Raw genomic sequence first — 17,545 nt, 5'->3', positions numbered from 1 at the left:
CGCGTCGCCGCAAGAGCGCGCCCACTTCGGGCTTGTCATCCACCGCGTCGAGCAGGAGACGGATCGATGAGCATCTCGCTCGCCGACGCCGGGCAGTGGCGCAGGATGCACCGAAACTGCGCGATGGATGGTTCCTTCCGATCGCTGGAGCAAGCGCGGTTCGTGGCGAATGTCCACTGCGGTCACGGCCCCGGCTGCAAGCAGTACCTGTCCGCCGCGGCCTACAGCTTTGGATTGTCGGAGGATTAGCCGTGGGCAGACAGGGGAGGAACGAGCAAGACGGTCCTGCCGCCTGGATGGAGCACGCCGATGGGACGTGGTCGGTCGTGGATGAGTACGGATTCGCCAGCGAACCTTTCGTAATCATCGACGGGAAGGCATTCCCGATCGACTCGACCAGCGAATAGGCCGCCCGTCTATCGGCCCGTCGGATGCATTCGTCGACTCACACCATGTCGGCGGCGGGGTCGAAGGTCGACTTGAAGTCCGGGCATTCGACCAACGGGTCGTGGGTGCAGGTGGCGGCGTGGCGGAGGCTGTCGCGCATGCGGATGAGGCGGGTTATGTCGTCGTCGAGTTGCCGGGCTTTGTCGGCCATGCGGGCGCGTAGTTCGGCGTCGGAGGGGGAGGCGCGGAGGAAGCGGGCGATTTCGGTGAGGGTGAAACCGGCGCCGCGTGCGCAGATGATGAGGGCCAGGCGGCTCAAGACGTCGGGGTGGTAGGTGCGGCGCAGGCCGTTGCGGCCGGTCGGGGCGATGAGTCCGCGTTTCTCGTAGAAACGCAGGGCGGAGGGGGCGAGGCCGGTTTGTTCGCCGACCTCGGCGATATCGAGCAGGTCGGCCATCTCGTCTCCTTGACTTGAACCGCGCTTCAAGTCACAGACTAGCTCACATGACAATCCATCACCTCAATTGCGGATCGGTTCGGCAGATCGAAGCCACCTACGACGGACCCGCGCCCGCGCATGCCGTGAACCACTGCCTGCTGGTCGAGACCGCTTCCGACGGCCTGGTCCTGATCGAGACGGGCATCGGACTGGACGACGTGCGCGACCCGGCGGGCACCCTCGGCGCGGACTGGGTGGCGATGGCCCAGCCCATCCTTTCCGAAGACGAAACCGCGATTCGGCAGGTCGAACGGCTCGGCTACGAGCCCGCCGACGTCCGGCACATCATCCTCACCCACCTCGACGTGGACCACTGCGGCGGATTGCCCGACTTCCCGCACGCACAGGTCCACGTCCTCGCCGCCGAACTGGCAGCGGCGCAGGCCGAAGCGCCGAGCTTCCGCTATCGCTCCGCGCACTGGGCGCACGATCCGAACTGGGTGGCCTACCCGTCGGAACCGACCGGACAATGGTTCGGTTTCAACGCGATCCAACCGAAGGACCTGCCCGACGACTTCCAGCTGATCCCGCTGGGCGGGCACACCGCGGGCCACACCGGGGTCGCCGTTCGCCACGGCGACAGTTGGTTGCTGCACTGCGGCGACGCGTACTACTACCACCGCGAACTCGATCCGGCTCCGCAGCCGCACCCGGTGCTCGACGTCGTGCAGACCGGTTCCGAGGTCCACCACGACCTGCGGCTGGGCACCCAGGCTCGGCTGCGCGAGCTACACCGCGATCACGGCGACGAGGTCACCCTGATCAGCGCGCACGACCCGTGGGAGTTCCAGCGCGCGAGCTGACCCCTAGCGGCGCTGCCAGCACTGTGCCCGGTCGCCGAGATTCCACCACGAGATATAGCCCGGGTCTTGGTCGAGCAAGGTCCATCCGGCTTCGAGCAGGTCGAAGAACGCGCTGTCGGCCGTCCGCCCGCCGCGTGCTTCGCCGATGTAGATCAGCGACGAGCCGCCCGCCTCCTGGTAGGCGGCGAGGGTGCTGGAGGCCATCGGGTTCTCCCAGCCGGGCGGCCAGCAGAGGAACAGCGCGTGGTCGGCGTGCCCGGCGACCAGATCGGCCGTGGAAGACGGCGGCGTGGCGGTGGGATGCCAGGTCGCGGCCTGCCCCGGCGCGGCGGGGAAGGCCGTGTTGGTCGCCCGGTCCGGCGGGTGGGAGTCGAAAGCGCTGATGGGCACGCCGATTCGGGTGAGCTGATGCGCCCAGTAACCGCGCCCGGAGCCGACTTCCAGCACCGGCCTGCCCTGCGCGACGTCCGCTACCCAGCGCAGTGTGGCAGGTGCGGGGATCGCGTACGCGTACGCGGCTTGCAGCACGATCTGCGCATACGCCAGCCGCGCACTGCCTTTCGGGTTGCCGCCGTTCACCTCGGCGCGGTTCGCGCGCTCCCTCGGTCCGGGCGATACCGCGGCGGCGACGATGTCCCAGTACGGATTCGTGCTGGCACCGCCGGTCATGTAGTGCAGTAGGTGTAGGTCGAACGTGGCGTCGGTGATGTCGTCACCGGTGCCGGGCAACCGGCCCGCGGTGGACCAGTAGTCCGCGACCCGCGGATACGCCGTCGCGAAGGTGGATTCGTCTTGGACGAGGTTCGTCAGCGCCGTGCGGCGCTGCGGCGAAAGCGCCAAGTCAGCCATCTTTCGATTCTCCGCCGACCGTCACCGGCCCTTGGGGAACATCGAGACGAGTTCACCGACCTGTCGCGAATCCTTCGCTCTCCGTAAGTGATACGCCCACGAGTCTGTTCTGCTCCGACGCGGTTCGCGCGCCCCGGCTCACCCGCTGTCGCGCATCGACACCAGTCCGCCGAGTGTGCCGAGATAGGCCGCTCCGTCGGGGCCGAGGGCGATTCCGGCGTAATTGTTGTTGAAGCCGAGGCCGGTGCCGGACAGCTGTTTCCACACGGTCGCGCCGGTGCGGTAGTCGAGGGCCGTCCAGTACCAGGGATCGCTCGGATCGGTGCCCTTCGTGTAGGTGTAGATCAACCCGGTGGCCAGGGACAGCTTCGGTACCACCGACGGCGCGGCTTCGACCGCGTTGGTCCAGGTCAGATGGCAGCCGTTGCCGTCGGCGTCGATGTCGACACGGGCGAAGCCCGCGGCGGTGGTCTTGCCGGAGGCGACCGCGTCGGGGTGTCCGTAGCCGTAGTTGTTCTCGACGATGAGTGAGCGTCCCGCGCCGATCAGCGAGTTCTCGGTGGCGCTGTGGCCCGGCTCGAACACCGGCACCGCGCACACCTGCCGTTCGGCGACCGAGGGCGCGGTGCGGTAGACGACGACGTTCATCGGATCGGCATTGTCGGTGATGGCGACATAGCCGTCGGGCAGGACGGTGGGCGTGGTGCCGGTTCCGTCGTCCACTTGGCCCGGCTTGCGCTGGTTGCTGTTGGCGTAGGTGGTTTGCCAGGTGATCCGGGGCGCGCCGTCGGGACCGGCGTCGAAACGCAGGAGCCGCCGGTTGGTGGCGATGTAGACCTCACCGGCCGCACCGACCGCGAACGAGTTCTCGATCTGATTCTCCGTACCGTCTCCGAGCCGAACCACCTGCGCCGCTCCGGTATCCGGATCCAGTGTGCCGACCACGCCGTTCGTCTTGGCCACGAACCAGATCAGGCCGTTCGAGTCCGGCAGTGCGGAGTTCAGCGTCTCCTCGGGGTGCAGCACGCCGGTCAGGTCGTAGTCGCGTACCAGCGAGAACCCGTCGGCGGCGGGGTTCTCGGCGAACACTTGAATGTGTCCGGTGCTGGTGCCCACCACGGCGCGGTCTTCGTCATCGAGGTAGAAGTACCCGCCGCCGCCGAAATTGTTGAAAGCGCCGGGCCGCAGCGTATCGAGGGGATTCTTGCCCGGCAGTGGATGTTTGCCGAGGACGCTCATCGTCGTCGGGTCGATGAGGTAAAGGCCCGGTTGCAGCCCCAGGCAGGTGCTGACGATGCGTCCGGCGCGGTCGAACGCCACCGAACCGCACTCGCTGCCGAGCAGCAGGGAATCAGTCCGCGGTGACCGGCCGAGCGGACCGGGGCGGCGGTAGGTATCGCTCATCCACCCGTCGTTGTGGACTCCCGAGTTTCCGTTCGGCGCGAGATGTGGATTCTGCGGGACCGGTGGGATGCCGGTGACCGGTTCGCCGCTCGCGGCGGCACCGACGAATCGCGCCGGTTCCGGCACGGCGGGCACCGAAGGGATCGGCGTCGCGGCGGCGGGCACCGCGACTACCGCGGCGAGGATTGCCGCAGGCAGGGTCGCGCGCAGAACCTGGGAGGGGAGGATGTGAAACACGAATGAACGGTATCCGGGTCCGGCGGGCCGCGAATCCCCCACGCGAGTGATTACGCGGGCACGGCCGCGACCGTCGGTACCCGATTCGCGTCGTCGCCGCGTTTCAGTACTGCTGGTGCCCGGCCAGTTGCTGGGCGATGAGTCCTTGCAGTCGTTGCAGGCCGCCGACGGTGATGCCGCTCTGGATCTGTCCCTCGATGGTGCGCACCAACACGGAGTCGCTGAGCACCTTCTCGCTGGACTGGATCAGCACGGTCCCCGCGCCGGTGAAATCGAACTGGCGCTCCTCACCGGAGTTCACGCCGAATCGTGCCGCACCGGCGGCCAGGAAACCCGAGATCCAGCGTTCGTCGTAGTGGTGGCTCGGGGAGGGGCAATCCGCCCAGCCGACCAGCGACTCGGGGTCGACGCGCAGCGGTGGCTCGGCGAACATCACCGGCCCGTTGGACGAGGCGAGGAACTTGCCGGTGCCGATCAACGTGAGGAACCCGGGCACGATGGACTGGTTGAGCGACAGGCCCGGCTCGAAGGCCAGCAGGTTCGCCGCCCGGATGGTCAGGTTGCCGTTGTCCTCGAGATCGTAGGAGTTGATGTCGTAGCCACGGTCGCCGATGATCAGCTTGCCGTGCCCCTCCGCGACGACGTAGTCGCCGGTGAACAGCGGCGCCGAGAACTGCTGCGACACCATGTGCAGCAGTCCGCCCTGCAACCCGTGGCTGAGCGCCTGGAACCGGATGTCGCCGTAATAGGCGATCATCGCGCCCTTGCGCATGAACCACGGCTTGTTCAGGTCGATGCAATAGGCGTAGCTGTTTCCCGGGATGTTGTCGCTCTCACCGAGGTTCATGGGGTTGAGGATCTGGGACATGCTCACAACTTCTCTTCGGAGGCCTGCACGTAGACGACGCCCTGCCCGACGCAATGCAACTGCATCGCCTCGCCGGACCCGCGCCCGACGGCGTCCCGCCAGCTCAGCGCCGCTTTGAGCTCGGTCTGCACATTGCCGTAGGCGGCGACGAAGGCTTGCGGATCGACCACGACCGGATTCGGGCCGCCTACTTGCAATTCCAGGAATCCGCCGTGCGCGAGCAGCACCGCGGCGCCCTGCCCGGACAACTGGGTGGTGAACAGGCCCTGTCCGGTCAACGCCCCCGAGGCGGCGCCACGCAGCGCGCCCATCAGGCCGCCACCGCCTCCGCCACCCGAACTCATCACGGAGACGACCGAACTCTGCAATCCGGCGGTGTTGGCGAGCAGCCGCGAAGCCTCGACGCGCAACGTCGCACCCGGCTGCATGTGCACCACGTGCACCTCCAGGCCGGCGAATCCGTAATGGACCTCGCCATTGCCCTGCGCGAGCATGGTGCGCTCGTGCTCACCCGCCATCGCGCGGCCCGCGAGCCCCATCAGCCCGCCCATGCCGCCCATCCCTTGCGCCCCCGGAACCTGGTGGGGGGCAAAGGAAACATCGCCGGTGTAGAACAGCATCGCGCCGTTGCGGGCGACCACGCCTCCCGCCATTCCGACGTTGACCTTGACGACTTTGCCGTTGATCTTCTCGAACATCCGTCTCTACCGTTCCGCCGGTTGGATCAACACCACGCCGTGGCCGTCCCAGCGCAGCGAGAACGCCTCGCCCGCGTCCTGACCGACGAAACTGCGCCAGGACACGTCGGTGACGAAGGATTGGTTGAGGTTTCCGCGCGCCGCGACGAACGCGTCCGGATCGACGATCAGCGGGTACTGCGGCGAGACCTCCAGGTGGATGAGCGGACCGCCGGCCGAGAGCAGCGCGACCTGGCCCTGGCCGGAGACGGTCGTGGTGAACAGGCCCTGTCCGGTCGACGCACCGCGCAAACCGGCGAAACGCACGTCGGTGCGGAGGTTCCCGGCGAACGCGAGCAGTTGTTGCGACTCCACTTGCAGCGTCTCGTTGTTCAAGTTGACGACGGTGACGTGCTGGCCGTTGACCGCGAAGAACACTCGTCCGTGACCGGCGCACTCCATCAGCGAGAGCTTCTCACCGGTGGCTCGGCGCTTCAGCCCGGCGAGCACGCCGTCGCCACCGCCGAAGCCGGCCGCCTTGAACTGCACATTTCCCTCGTAGGCGATCATCGAACCGGAGATCGCGCGGAGACTGGTGCCGGCCAGGTGGGCCTCGATCACCTTCTTCGACTGCTCGAACAGTTGCGCCATGGAATGTTTGCCTGCTGTCTCGATCGGGAACACGGTGGAATCGCCGTATTCCATCTACGTGCCGTCACCCTAACCGATGCTTCCGTGGGTGTCGGGGCAGCACGGCCGTTCGATTCCAGCGCCGCGCAGCGCGTTTCTCGTAGAGTGTCAGGCGAACGCACCGACAAGCGAAGGGTCGAACTTGTCCGCAACTCTCGCCAAGGGCCAGAACGGTCCGCTGGCCACCAACGACGTGGTGATATCCGTCCAGCTCACGGCGCCGGCGGATTTGTCGGCGCTACTGGTCACCGAGCGGGGCAAGGTCCGTTCCGATGCGGATTTCGTCTTCTTCAACCAGCCGAGCGGCCCCGGGGTCAATCTGCAGCCTGCGCCCGCGGGCCAGCCCGCGTCGCTGGCGGTGTCGCTGAACGCGGTGCCCGCCGACATCGATCAGATTCGCGCTGTGATCACGCTCGACGACGCGAACAGCAATTTCGGTAGGTTCCCCGCCCCGACCGCGATCGTGTCGGATGCGGCCGGAAATCAGTTGTACGCCTATCGGATCGACGGGCTGAACACCGAGTCGATCGTGATCGCGCTCGAGCTGTACCGCCGCCAGGGTGCGTGGAAGGTGCGTGCGGTCGGACAGGGCTACGCGGGCGGTTTCGCCGCGCTGGTCACCGATCACGGTGTGACGGTCGACGATGCTCCCGCCCAGCCCGCTCAGGCTCCGCAGGCCCCGCCGCCGCCTCCGCAGCAGCCGGTTCAGCAGCCGCCCGTCCAGCAGCAGCCGAACTACCCGCCGCCGACCACCCCGGCGTACCCCACCCAGCAGCAGGCGCCGCAGTACGCGCCGACCGGTGGTTATCCGCCGCCCGGACCTGGCTACCCGCCGCCCGGCCCCGGCCAGCCACCGCAGGGTGCCCCTGGTTATCCGCCGCCCGGTCCGGGTTACCCGCCGCCGCCCGGCCCCGGGCCCGGCTACCCGCCGCCCGGCCAGCCGCCGCAGCCGCAGCAGCCCGCCGAGGTCAGCCTCAGCAAGGACCGCCCGGTCAGCCTGGTCAAGGGGCAGCGCGTCACGCTGCGCAAGGAAGGCACCGCGCTGACCTTCGTGAAGATGGGTCTCGGCTGGGATCCGGTGCGCAGCCGCGGCATGTTCGGCAACCGCACGGTCGACATCGACCTCGACGCGTCGGTCATCATGTTCGCCGACATGAACCCGGTGGACGTCGCGTACTACGGACAGTTGACTTCCAAAGACGGCTCCATCCGCCACCAGGGCGACAACCTCACCGGTGAGGGTGAGGGCGACGACGAGGTGATCCTGGTCGACCTGACCCGCGTCCCCGCGCACGTCAACACGCTGCTGTTCATCGTGACCTCCTACAAGGGCCACACCTTCGAGCAGGTGCAGAACGCGTTCTGCCGCTTGGTCGACGGGACGAACAACGGCGAGCTGGCCAGATACACCCTCGCGGGCGGCATGCCGTTCACCGCGATGGCGATGGCCAAGCTGTACCGGGTGGGCAACGACTGGAAACTGCAGGCGCTCGGCGAAGGCTTCCAGGCCAAGCATCCGGGTGAGGCGGTGCCGCAGCTCGGCCGCTTCCTCGTCAACGGTTGATCGGCGGCGGGACAGCAGGGCGGACAAGGTGATTAAACTGCAGGCCGGTCAGAACATCCCGTTGACCGGTGAGGTCGTTCGTTTCGGTGCGAAAGCCGAGGCTGCCCTCGATGTTTCCGCGCTGGTGGTGGCGGAGAACCTGAAGGTGTTCTCCAGCGACGATTTCGTCTTCTACAACCAGCCCGCCACGGCAGGGGTCGCCTTGGCGGCCGACGGGGTCACGATCACGCTCACCGAGGTGCGCGCGGACGCGAAGGCCGTACTACTCGTGGTCAGCGTCGATCCGGCCGCCCCCGCGCGGGCGGGCGGGCTCGGGCCGGTCACCGCCACCCTGTCCGAGAACGGCAGCGCGACCGCCGAATTCGCGATCGCCCCGTCGTCCGGTGAGACGGCGCTGATCTGCCTGGAGGTGTACCGGCGCGGTCCGGCCTGGAAACTGCGGGCGGTGGGCCAGGGTTACGCGGGCGGCCTCGCCGTGCTGCTCACCGCGCACGGTGTCGAGGTCGACGGTGCGGCCCCGGAGCAGGCCGACCAACCCGGTACGCACACCATGTCCGGTCCACTGGCGGGTGACGCGCAGATCGCCGCCGCCGGTGCGCCGCTGGAAGTCGGTCACGGCCTGGAACGGCTGTGGATGGTGTTCGAGGACGCCGCGCGGTCGGCCGCCGCGCTGGTATCGGCGCGAGAGTACGCGGCCAAGCGGTTGGATCACGAACTGTCGCTCGCCGTATCCGATCCCGCGACCAGGAACACTCCGGCGGCCGAGCAGGCGCGCAGCGCCGCGCAGCAACGGCACGACGAACTAGTCGACACCGCCGAGCGCAACCACCAGCGGGATGCCGAACAGCTGATGGGCGAACTCGCCGCGGCCGACCGGGTGCTGCCGCCCGCCCTCGCGTCCTGGGAATCACCCGCTTGGGACAAGCCGTCCGCGCCGAGCGACGGTATCCGGCTCGGTGAGTTGTACGCGCTCGACCGGGGGTCGCTGCGTGTTCCGTACTGTGTTCCGGTGCCGCTGAATCGGCCGCTGTGGATCGATGCCGAGTCGACCCGTGCGGTCGCGCCGGTCGTGGGCGCACTGCTTGCCCGGTTGCTCGCCACGGCGCCGCAACGGCGAACGCTGGTCGACATCATCGACCTCACCGATGCGTTCGGCGGCTTCACCGGCCTGCTCGCTCCCGTGCTGAACGGACCGCCGGTCACCGACCACGCCGACATCTCGGCGCGGCTGCAAGCGCTGGTGGACGCGGCCGAACTGGCGGAATTGGCTTATACGAGCGGTGCTTTCACGCCGCCCAGCGAGCACCGGGTCCTGCTGGCCGCGGACTTCCCGCACGGCTACCAGAGTTCGGACGCGCAGCGCATCGGCGCGTTGATCACGCGCGGCGAGCTGATCGGACTGTCCATCGTGATCGTGGGCGCGAACGAATCCGATTCGGCCGACACCACCGTGGCGATGCTGTCGCAGTCGTGCCGCCACCTGCCGACGATCGGCGGCACGCCGCTGTTCGATCCATGGACCGGCAGCGCGTGGCAACTCGATCTGGACCTGCTGCCGCACGAGCCGGAACGGCAGGCGCGCTTCCTGCGTACGAGGTGAGCGCCTGAACCGGCGACCGGGTCAGCCGCCCGCGACCGCCGTTCGCGGCCGCAGCGGCTCAGGCAGCCAGGGCAGCGGCGGATCCGGCATGCGGTCGACGACACCGCCGACCGGGTCGTCGACGAAGTCGCGCCGCACCAGGTCCTCCTCCGGGCGGTAGATCTGGCGCACGATCAGGGCGCACAGTCCCACCACCGCCAGGTCGCGCAGGGCGACGGTGCCGGTGAACCACTGCTCTGGCAAACCTTTGCGGTCCAAACCGAGGTAGTAGAACATTCGCGGCACCCAGACCAGCGCGTCGACGGTCATCCAAGTCAGCAGGATGCGCCGGTGCGGCAGCGCCAGGACGGCCAGCGGCACCAGCCACAACGAGTACTGCGGACTCCACACCTTGTTCGTCAGCAGGAACGCCGCGACCACGAGGAAGCACAGTTGCGCCAGCCGCGGCCGTCGAGGCGCGGTGAATCCGATGTAGGCGATCACCGCGCAGGCCGCGACGAACGCCAGCAGTGAGACCGCGTTCAGGATCGCGGGCTGCTCCCCGTAGGTCAGCGCGCCGTCGAAGCCGCGCCAGCCGGTGAACGAGGAGATCACGTTGTAGATCGAGTCCGGGTCGGCGTGCCGGGTGGTGTTGAGCCGGAAGAATTCCTGCCAGCCGTTCGGGAACAGCGCGGCGATCGGAAGGTTCACCACCAGCCAGGTCGCCAGCGCGGCGCACATCGCGACGGACGCGGCGCCGATCGGTCGGGCGCTGAGGAATTGGATGCGGTAGGGCGTCTCCCGCACCCACGCCAGGAAGGTCGGCCAGCCGTCGATGTCGCGTATCCGCAGGCCGAGGTGCGTGCGCAGCGTGCGTTGCCTCGTCTCGGTACGCAGGCACAGCACGAGGATCGGCCCGAGCAGCAACAGCGGATACAGTTTGGCGGCACCGCCCAGACCGAGCAGCACGCCCGCCAGCACGGGTTTGCGCCGGGCCCAGGCGAGCAGGCCGGTTGCGGCGAAGGCCGTCGCGAGCGCGTCGAAATTGGTGAAGGCGTGCACGATCACCAACGGCGAACAGGCGATCAGCGCCGCGTCCCAGATCCGGCGGCCGGAGAGCAACGCCGACGCCCAGACGGTGATCAGCCAGGCGATGGCGAGACCGACCGCGACGACGTTGAAGTAGATCACCACTTGGAGCGCGCCGGGCAGCGGCGAAGCGTCCCAGCTCTTCGCGATCCGCATCGAAAGGTACTGGTACAGGCCCGAGAGCACGGGATATTCCATGTACCGCGTCTCCCGCCCACCGTCGGGAGTCTGTTCGGTCCACTGCTTCTTGTACGGGAAGGCGCCTTCGTTCAGGCGCTCGGCCCCGTAGAGCGGCACGGTGTCCGAATAGCACATCGCCACGTACTGGCGGCCGTTGTTCCAGTCGAGCGTGGGACCGTCCGCGCCGGTGGTCTGCTGGATGCATCCCGCTTTGCCGAACCAGCCGAGCGCCAGGAACACCAGGGCGAACGCCATCATCACCCGCATGGGCGTCCAGAACCGCACCCGCCCGATCAGCGCATGATCACCGACCGGCCCACCGATCACCGTCGACAATTGCGCGGCGAGCGAATCGTTGCGACTCGGCCGGTCCCGCGCGTCCGCCGATCGCAGATCAGAGGCGAGCGGAGCAGGGGCGGCGTAGTACGCCCCACCGGGCGCCTTCTGGTCCGACAGCGGTGCCCTCCCATTCCTCCGTGGCTCCACCAGCTGCTGATCGGTCACGGAAACCGAGGCTACCCGGAGTACGGCCCACGGTCCGGACCGAGTCGGCTTCGGTCTTCCGCGCGTTGCCATCCGCGCACGGCCTCCGAGCATCGCGAGCGTAATCCGCTTCCGCGGCAATAACGTAGCTGTTATGATCCGATCGGTTGACGCACAATTCTGACGCGTCTGCTTTGAAACGGGGTGGGTATGTTCAAGAAGATTATCGTCTCACTGACTGTGGCTGGAGCGGCATTGGTGGGGCTTGCCGGAAATGCCTCGGCAGGGTATTCGTCCTACTCGGAGTGTCTGGGGTGGAAAGGCATACCGGACAAGTGTGTGCAGATATCCGACGGAACGTATGTCGTCCTGCAGGGATACTTCAAGTACACAGAATGCTTGAGCTGGGCGGGTGCCAGGGAGAGGTGCTACCAGGATCCGAATGGTTTCTGGTACAAGACTCCGATCTGATCTCTTCCTTCGTGTCGGCCCTGGCTGCGATCGGATACGTTGGCCAGGGCTGAAAGGATTCGGTCTTTCGACCGCTGTTGGGCGGTCGAGCCTTTCCGCATTTTCTCATGCGTTGGGTATGAATGACGCCGGGCGGGGATGGCCCGCATGACTGCTGACCAATAATGTCTGCCCAGAGAGGGCGTTTTTTCACGGTGATCCTGTCCACCGAAGTTCGGATATGTATTTGCGTCCGAGGGCGCCGGGAATGGAATTCGCCGACCGGACCGATCGATCACGGCTTCCCGGAATTACCAGCCCAGGGAGCAAGCCGTCTCTCGGCAATCCGGCGCAAATACGACGAAGGCCGGGACCGGACCTGATGCGGTCGGACCCGGCCTGTGCGCCGGCGAACTATCGGCCCCGTGTCGGAGCGGTTCCGTTCGTGCCTTCGTTGTTACCCGAGTTGCCGTTGTTGCCGGGTCTCGGTGAGCCGGTGGCCGTCGGTGCGGCACCGTCGGACGGTGCGACCGGTTGGCCGGGCAGCGGTCCGGAGTCCGGTTCACGCTGCTGCTGCGGGCGCTGCTGCTGAGGTGCGGGCTGGACGCCGGGGACCGGGATCGTGATGCCGGGCAGAATCTCCACCTGGGTCGGCGCGACCACCACGGGTGGCAGAAGCGGAGAGTCGACAGTGGACGGCGGAGTGTAGGGCGCCGACCATTCGGGGACACCGGCCTGGCCCTTGATGGGGGCGGGCTTCGGGAATGTCTCGTTGCGAGTCCCCGAGAGCGCGCCGTCCATGGTCGCTTTCCAGATGTCGGAGGGCAGACCGGAGCCGTAGATCATGCCGCCGCTGTAGTTGCGCAGCGGCGAGTTGTCGACGCTGCCGACCCACACCGCTGTCGATAGCGACGGGGTGTAGCCCACCATCCAGGCGTCCTTGTTCTCGCCGGTATCCAGCAGCTGCGCGGTACCGGTCTTGGTCGCCGATTCGCGCCCGTTGGCCAGCCCGTGGTTACGGGAGTAGGCCGCGATCGGCTTCATCGCGGCGGTGACGTTGTCGGCGACAGCGGCCGAAACGCGCTGCTCACCGGCTACCTCACCACGGTCGAGCAGGACCTGACCGTCGGCGGTCACGACCTTCGACACGAAGTGCGGCGCGTGGTAGACGCCGGAGGCGGCCAGCGTCGCGTACATCGAGGCCATGTCGAGCGGCCGCGCCTGGTACTGGCCGAGCACGATGCCGTTGTTGGGCCCGGAGCCGTCCGACTCGGTGAGCGTCTTGCCGACTCCCGCGATGGTGTCCGGCATGCCGAGCTTGTACGCCATGTCGGCGATCTTGCGCGGGCCGTTCTGCATGTCCAGCTCCATCCGGTAGAAGCTGGTGTTCAGTGACCGTTTCAGCGCCTCGGCGATGGTGCACGTGCCGCACTGCTCGCCTTCGACGTTGGAGATCTTGATGCCGTTCACGGTCAGCGGCGAGCTGTCGTACATCTGCGACAGCGGGATGCCCAACTCCAGGTTCGCCGCCAAGCCGATGACCTTGAACGAGGAACCGGTCTGCAGGCCGGCGTTGGCGTAGTCGTAGCCCTGGCCGTTGTTGCCGCCGTAGTAGGCGCGCACGGCGCCGGTGCGGGGATCGATCGAGACCACGGCGGTACGCAGTTGCTCCGGTTCACCCTGCATCTTCGAGGTGGCCGCGTCGACGGCGGCCTGCTGGGCCTTCGGGTCGATCGTGGTGGTGATCTGCAAGCCCGCGGTGTTCAGCTGCTGCTCGCTGATGCCCGCCGCGCCGAGTTCCTTGAGCACCTGGGTCTTGATCAGGCCCTCGGGGCCGGAGTCCTGCGCCTTGTCCCGAGTCGAGGAGAGCGGGACGACCTGCGGGTACTGCAGGCCCTGTCGCTCGGTCGCGCTGAGGTTGCCGCCGGAGACCATGCCGTCGAGCACGTAGTTCCAGCGGGTCTTCGCGCCCTCGGGGTTCTTCTCCGGGTCCAGGCTGGACGGCAGCTGGATGGTGGCGGCGAGCACCGCGCCCTCGGCGACGGTGAGTTCCGACACCGGCTTGCCGAAGTACGCCTTGGCCGCCGCGTCGATGCCATAAGCGCCGCGACCGAAATAGATGGTGTTCAGGTACGCGGCGAGGATCTCGTCCTTGCTCCACTGCCGCGCCATCTTGGCCGAGATGACCAGCTCGTGCATCTTGCGGGTCAGCGAGTGCTCGTCACCGACCAGCGCGTTCTTCACGTACTGCTGGGTGATGGTCGAGCCACCGCCCGCACTCTCCCGGCCGAGAACGTTGTCCCTGGCCGCGCGCGCGAAGCCGGAGATCGAGAAGCCGGGGTTGGTGTAGAAGTCGCGGTCCTCGGCGGCCATCACCGCGTTGCGTACGTGCGGCGGGATCTGGTCGATGGTGACGTCGGTCCGGTTGCCTTCCGGCGGAACCACTTTGCTGATCACCGAGGTGCCGTCGGAGGCGAAGATGGTCGCCACCTGGTTCGACTTCAGGTCGCCCGGCTGCGGCACCGACACCGTGGTGTACGCGGCCAGGAAGATGCCGCTGGGCAGCAGAATGGCCAGCGCGATCAGCACGTAGAGGGTGCGGCGCACGATCCGCCATGGGAATTTCTTCTGCTGCCCGGGTTGCCGCCTTCCCGGCCCGTCGGAGCCGCCGCTGCCGCCGCGGCGCGGCGGCGGGCCCGACGGCGGACCGCCCGCGGCCTGCCTGCGTTCGCCGGTCGTGGGGCCGCTACCGGGGACGCGACGTCCGTCACGGTCCACCGCCGGACGTGCGCCGGTGGCCGGACGCGGTCCGGTGGCGGGGCCGCGCCTGTCGCGTTCGTTCACCGCCTCGGTCAGGGAACCCGGCCGCTGCGTCCGCTGGGCAGGCTGGGGGCCGGGAGCGCCACCATTGGGCGCGCCGCGGTTGGGCTGTGGCGGTCGGCCCGGCTGGGGCGGACGGCCGCCCTGCGGAGGACGACCGTTCGGCGGAGGGCCGGGACGGCGCGGCGGCTGGGGGCCGCGCGGCTCACCGGGGAGGGGACGCGCACCGGGCGGCGGGACCGGACGGGCGCCGGGAGGTGGTCCGGGACGGGGATTCTGATACGGGTTGGGACTTGGACGTGAACTCTGCGGAGGACGACCGCCATGTGGCTCATCGCCGTAGGGCTCGTAGGGCGAATTCACTGACAAGATCTCCATAACTCGTAGCGGTCCAGGTGGCAATCAGCGGTAGTCGTCACCGCGGCGGACGCATGCCGGCTCCGCGAGTCACCCGCCGGGGACGACCCAGGCACTTCATTCGGCGGCGGTGCGCCGGTTCGCGCGTGTCCCGGAGCGGCGTCGCGGCGGTGCCGGCGCGGAACCGAGTACATAGGACTGCACCAGATGATTCCAGCTGCAGGTCCGGCATACCTCGACGACATGAACCGAGAATTCTTCGCGCGTCTCGGCGAGTCGCGCAAGCTCCTCGGGTGTGCGAGCCGATCCGGCGACCGGCCCCAGGCCGTCGCCGAAGACCCAGGATACGAGGGTCAGCTGTTCCTTCCGGCAGATGGGGCATGTGACCTCGCTCCCGCGGCCATGGAACTTCGCCGCACGCAAGAGATAAGGATTCGCATCACACACCTCGGCGACATCGACCCGGCCCGCATAGACGTCAGCCAGCAGCGACCGGCGCCGCAGGGCGTAGTCGACAACTTGCCGCTGAATTCGCACGAGAACCAGAGTAGCGGGGATGGAATCGGGCCGCCCCGGGCTGCTGCGGATTGACCGTTCCCGACCGGGCCGATCCAGCGCGTCGCGCCGCTACCCGGACTACGATCCGTCTGTGTCCACCGCAGCATCCGGGCGCATGCGAGCGCGTGATCTCGACCGCGCCGACGCATCCGGTCTTCTGGATGCCGCCTACGCCGAGGGGCAGCTCGGCGCCGACGAGTACCACGACCGGATCGCGCAGGCCGCGGCGGCGAAGACGCTCGGCGAATTGGCCGCGCTCACCGCCGACCTGCAAACCCAGGCCGCTGCGCGCGGGTTCGCCGCGCGGCGCCCGTCGGGCGCGCGAAAAGTATTGCGCCGCTCCGGTTCCGGCGGCAGTTATCCCGGTCACACCAGGGCGCGCGATGCCGATCGCGCCACTACGCGCGAACTCCTCGACCGCGCCCGTGCCGACGGTCAGCTGTCCGAAGACGAGCACGACGCCCTCACCGAACTCGCCGCGGAAGCGCGCACCCTGGGAGATCTGGACGATCTGGTCGCGGATCTCCAGCGGCCACGCGACGTCGCCCCCGCGCCGCGTCCGCCGCGGTCGCATCGACCCCAGTGGTATCGGGCCGCGGTCGCTGCGGCGGCGGCGCTGGCCGCCTGCGCCGGTTTTCTCGCGGTCACCAGGGAGGCGGAACCGCGATCCACGGCGCAAGCCCCGCCGGTCGTGGACGTGGGGGCGGTGCAGCCCGTGGTGGTCCCGACGCCGAGTCTGGTCACCACCGAGGGGATCGCCACCTTCCTGCGCAACTACCAGCGGAAATTCGGCGACCTCCAGGTGGACGAGCTGTATATGCACGGTGATTACGCCTCGCTCACCCGGGCTGTGCCCGGCCAGCCGAACCGGAAGGTCCAATACGACTACCGCGGTGGTTTCGCCCAGTCCATGCAGATCGAGACACGCAAGGCGGACACGCCGTCGGTGGATCTGGCCGGACTGAACGTGGAGGCGATCGGCCGGGCTCTCGCCGACGCGGCCACCATGACCCGAGTGCCCGGCGGCGTCGTCACGCATTTCAAGGTGGGCGTGAACGGTCTGTCTCCCGGGTACGGCGTTGCTGCCGGGCAACCCGTCATCGAGGTCTACGTGAGCAACGCGGTGAAAGAAAGCGGCCACTTCGTGCTGACCCCGACGGGCGAGGTGCGCCGCGTATGGCCGTTCGGAGGATGAGCGATGGCGACCACCCGATACAGCGACGTCCGGGCCCGCGACACCGACCGCGCCGACGTGTGCGGGCTGCTGGACGCCGCGCTCGCTGACGGCCAGCTCACCGCCGACGAGCACGCCGCGCGTACCGCCCAAGCCATGCGCGCGAAGTCCTTCGGCGAGCTCGAGGCGTTGATCGATGATCTGCAGATCCCCGACGGGCTGGCGAACGCCCCGGTGGTCCGGGTCGACCGGCGGCGTCCGCGCCGCTGGCTGGCGCCGGTGTCGGTGGTCGTCGCGGCCCTGGTGGCAGGCGCGATGGTCGGGGGGATCAGTCGTTGCGGCGTCGATCTGCCCGGCTTCGGGGAGGACGTTCCCGACTTGACCACCGGCGCGGGGCTGGCCTATTTCCTCGCGGAGTACCGGGCCGAATTCGGCGATATGAACGCCGACGAGGTCACGTTCTATCCGAAGTATGCGGTTGTGGACCGGCAGAAGCCCGGTAGCGCCTCCGAGACCGGCGACTACCACTACAACGGCGACTTCCGCACCTCCGGGACCTCCCAGCGGGAACGCGGGGCCCGCAGCTTCGACCTGGCCGCCATCGACGTGCCCGCCATCGCAGGCCTGCTGGCCGGTGCGCCGCGGACGGTGAGGTGCCCGGACGGCGTGATCACCCTGGTCATCGTGCAGTTCGATACGCACGGTCCATACGATCGCGGCGCCGTCGTGGAGATCCACGTCACGGGCAAGGACGGCTCGTCCGGCTACCTGACGACCACTTTCGCGGGCGAGCCGCTCGCGGTCTTCCCACCCACTCGCTGAACCGCGAGTTCGGCCGCACCGGGCCTACGGCTGTGCACAGATGTATCGCTCCGAT

The 17,545-nt window shown here is 68.2% G+C and carries 15 protein-coding genes; 6 read left to right on the top strand and 9 right to left on the bottom strand.

Going from position 1 to position 17,545, the window contains the following annotated elements; translation table 11 throughout:
• Positions 1 to 66: 66 nt before the first annotated feature.
• Positions 67 to 249 (top strand): hypothetical protein, encoded by a 183-nt coding sequence (locus ABZ824_RS10955; protein ID WP_356963109.1) that lies wholly within the window; start codon positions 67 to 69, stop codon positions 247 to 249.
• Positions 250 to 445: 196 nt separating this feature from the next.
• Here ABZ824_RS10955 and ABZ824_RS10950 read toward each other — a convergent pair whose 3' ends face one another.
• The gene (locus ABZ824_RS10950) at positions 446 to 844 is read right to left on the bottom strand and encodes a MerR family transcriptional regulator (protein ID WP_356963108.1); all 399 of its coding nucleotides are present in this window, start codon (positions 842 to 844) and stop codon (positions 446 to 448) included.
• A gap of 47 nt (positions 845 to 891) precedes the next feature.
• Here ABZ824_RS10950 and ABZ824_RS10945 point away from each other — a divergent pair, with 47 nt between their 5' ends.
• Positions 892 to 1,689 carry an MBL fold metallo-hydrolase gene (locus ABZ824_RS10945; protein WP_356963106.1) on the top strand — a complete coding sequence of 266 codons (798 nt, stop codon included), beginning with the start codon at positions 892 to 894 and terminating at the stop codon, positions 1,687 to 1,689.
• A gap of 3 nt (positions 1,690 to 1,692) precedes the next feature.
• Here the strand turns inward: ABZ824_RS10945 and ABZ824_RS10940 are convergent, their stop codons facing one another.
• From ABZ824_RS10940 to ABZ824_RS10920, 5 genes are all read right to left on the bottom strand, one after another.
• On the bottom strand, positions 1,693 to 2,538 hold the full coding sequence (locus ABZ824_RS10940) for a hypothetical protein (RefSeq protein WP_355071170.1): 846 nt from the start codon (positions 2,536 to 2,538) through the stop codon (positions 1,693 to 1,695).
• Between the two features lie 138 nt (positions 2,539 to 2,676).
• Positions 2,677 to 4,179 carry a hypothetical protein gene (locus tag ABZ824_RS10935; RefSeq protein ID WP_355071171.1) on the bottom strand — a complete coding sequence of 501 codons (1,503 nt, stop codon included), beginning with the start codon at positions 4,177 to 4,179 and terminating at the stop codon, positions 2,677 to 2,679.
• Between the two features lie 103 nt (positions 4,180 to 4,282).
• Complete coding sequence (locus tag ABZ824_RS10930; protein ID WP_355072070.1) at positions 4,283 to 5,047, bottom strand: AIM24 family protein; 765 nt, start codon at positions 5,045 to 5,047, stop codon at positions 4,283 to 4,285.
• Between the two features lie 2 nt (positions 5,048 to 5,049).
• Positions 5,050 to 5,745, bottom strand: coding sequence for an AIM24 family protein (locus ABZ824_RS10925; protein ID WP_356963104.1), 696 nt, complete (start codon positions 5,743 to 5,745; stop codon positions 5,050 to 5,052).
• Positions 5,746 to 5,751: 6 nt separating this feature from the next.
• The gene (locus tag ABZ824_RS10920) at positions 5,752 to 6,375 is read right to left on the bottom strand and encodes an AIM24 family protein (RefSeq protein ID WP_039803249.1); all 624 of its coding nucleotides are present in this window, start codon (positions 6,373 to 6,375) and stop codon (positions 5,752 to 5,754) included.
• Between the two features lie 181 nt (positions 6,376 to 6,556).
• Here ABZ824_RS10920 and ABZ824_RS10915 point away from each other — a divergent pair, with 181 nt between their 5' ends.
• A complete protein-coding gene (locus ABZ824_RS10915; protein WP_356963103.1) occupies positions 6,557 to 7,978 on the top strand; it encodes a TerD family protein in 1,422 nt (473 codons plus the stop codon).
• A 28-nt stretch (positions 7,979 to 8,006) separates the two neighbouring features.
• Complete coding sequence (locus tag ABZ824_RS10910) at positions 8,007 to 9,578, top strand: TerD family protein (RefSeq protein WP_356963101.1); 1,572 nt, start codon at positions 8,007 to 8,009, stop codon at positions 9,576 to 9,578.
• Between the two features lie 21 nt (positions 9,579 to 9,599).
• Here the strand turns inward: ABZ824_RS10910 and ABZ824_RS10905 are convergent, their stop codons facing one another.
• From ABZ824_RS10905 to ABZ824_RS10895, 3 genes are all read right to left on the bottom strand, one after another.
• Positions 9,600 to 11,330 carry a glycosyltransferase 87 family protein gene (locus ABZ824_RS10905; RefSeq protein ID WP_356963099.1) on the bottom strand — a complete coding sequence of 577 codons (1,731 nt, stop codon included), beginning with the start codon at positions 11,328 to 11,330 and terminating at the stop codon, positions 9,600 to 9,602.
• An 843-nt stretch (positions 11,331 to 12,173) separates the two neighbouring features.
• On the bottom strand, positions 12,174 to 14,369 hold the full coding sequence (locus ABZ824_RS10900) for a transglycosylase domain-containing protein (RefSeq protein ID WP_356963488.1): 2,196 nt from the start codon (positions 14,367 to 14,369) through the stop codon (positions 12,174 to 12,176).
• Positions 14,370 to 15,053: 684 nt separating this feature from the next.
• On the bottom strand, positions 15,054 to 15,473 hold the full coding sequence (locus ABZ824_RS10895) for a DUF5318 domain-containing protein (RefSeq protein WP_355071181.1): 420 nt from the start codon (positions 15,471 to 15,473) through the stop codon (positions 15,054 to 15,056).
• A 112-nt stretch (positions 15,474 to 15,585) separates the two neighbouring features.
• Here ABZ824_RS10895 and ABZ824_RS10890 point away from each other — a divergent pair, with 112 nt between their 5' ends.
• Both ABZ824_RS10890 and ABZ824_RS10885 read left to right on the top strand, forming a co-directional pair.
• Positions 15,586 to 16,689: a DUF1707 domain-containing protein gene (locus tag ABZ824_RS10890; RefSeq protein ID WP_356963097.1), complete on the top strand. Its 1,104-nt coding sequence runs from the start codon at positions 15,586 to 15,588 to the stop codon at positions 16,687 to 16,689.
• Positions 16,690 to 16,692: 3 nt separating this feature from the next.
• Positions 16,693 to 17,490: a DUF1707 domain-containing protein gene (locus ABZ824_RS10885; protein WP_356963096.1), complete on the top strand. Its 798-nt coding sequence runs from the start codon at positions 16,693 to 16,695 to the stop codon at positions 17,488 to 17,490.
• Positions 17,491 to 17,545: the final 55 nt, after the last annotated feature.

This window comes from Nocardia sp. NPDC047038, assembly GCF_040644075.1.
Classification (GTDB): domain Bacteria; phylum Actinomycetota; class Actinomycetes; order Mycobacteriales; family Mycobacteriaceae; genus Nocardia; species Nocardia sichangensis.
Note: the sequence above shows the minus strand (reverse complement) of the source record. Positions and strands in the feature narration are given on the sequence as shown.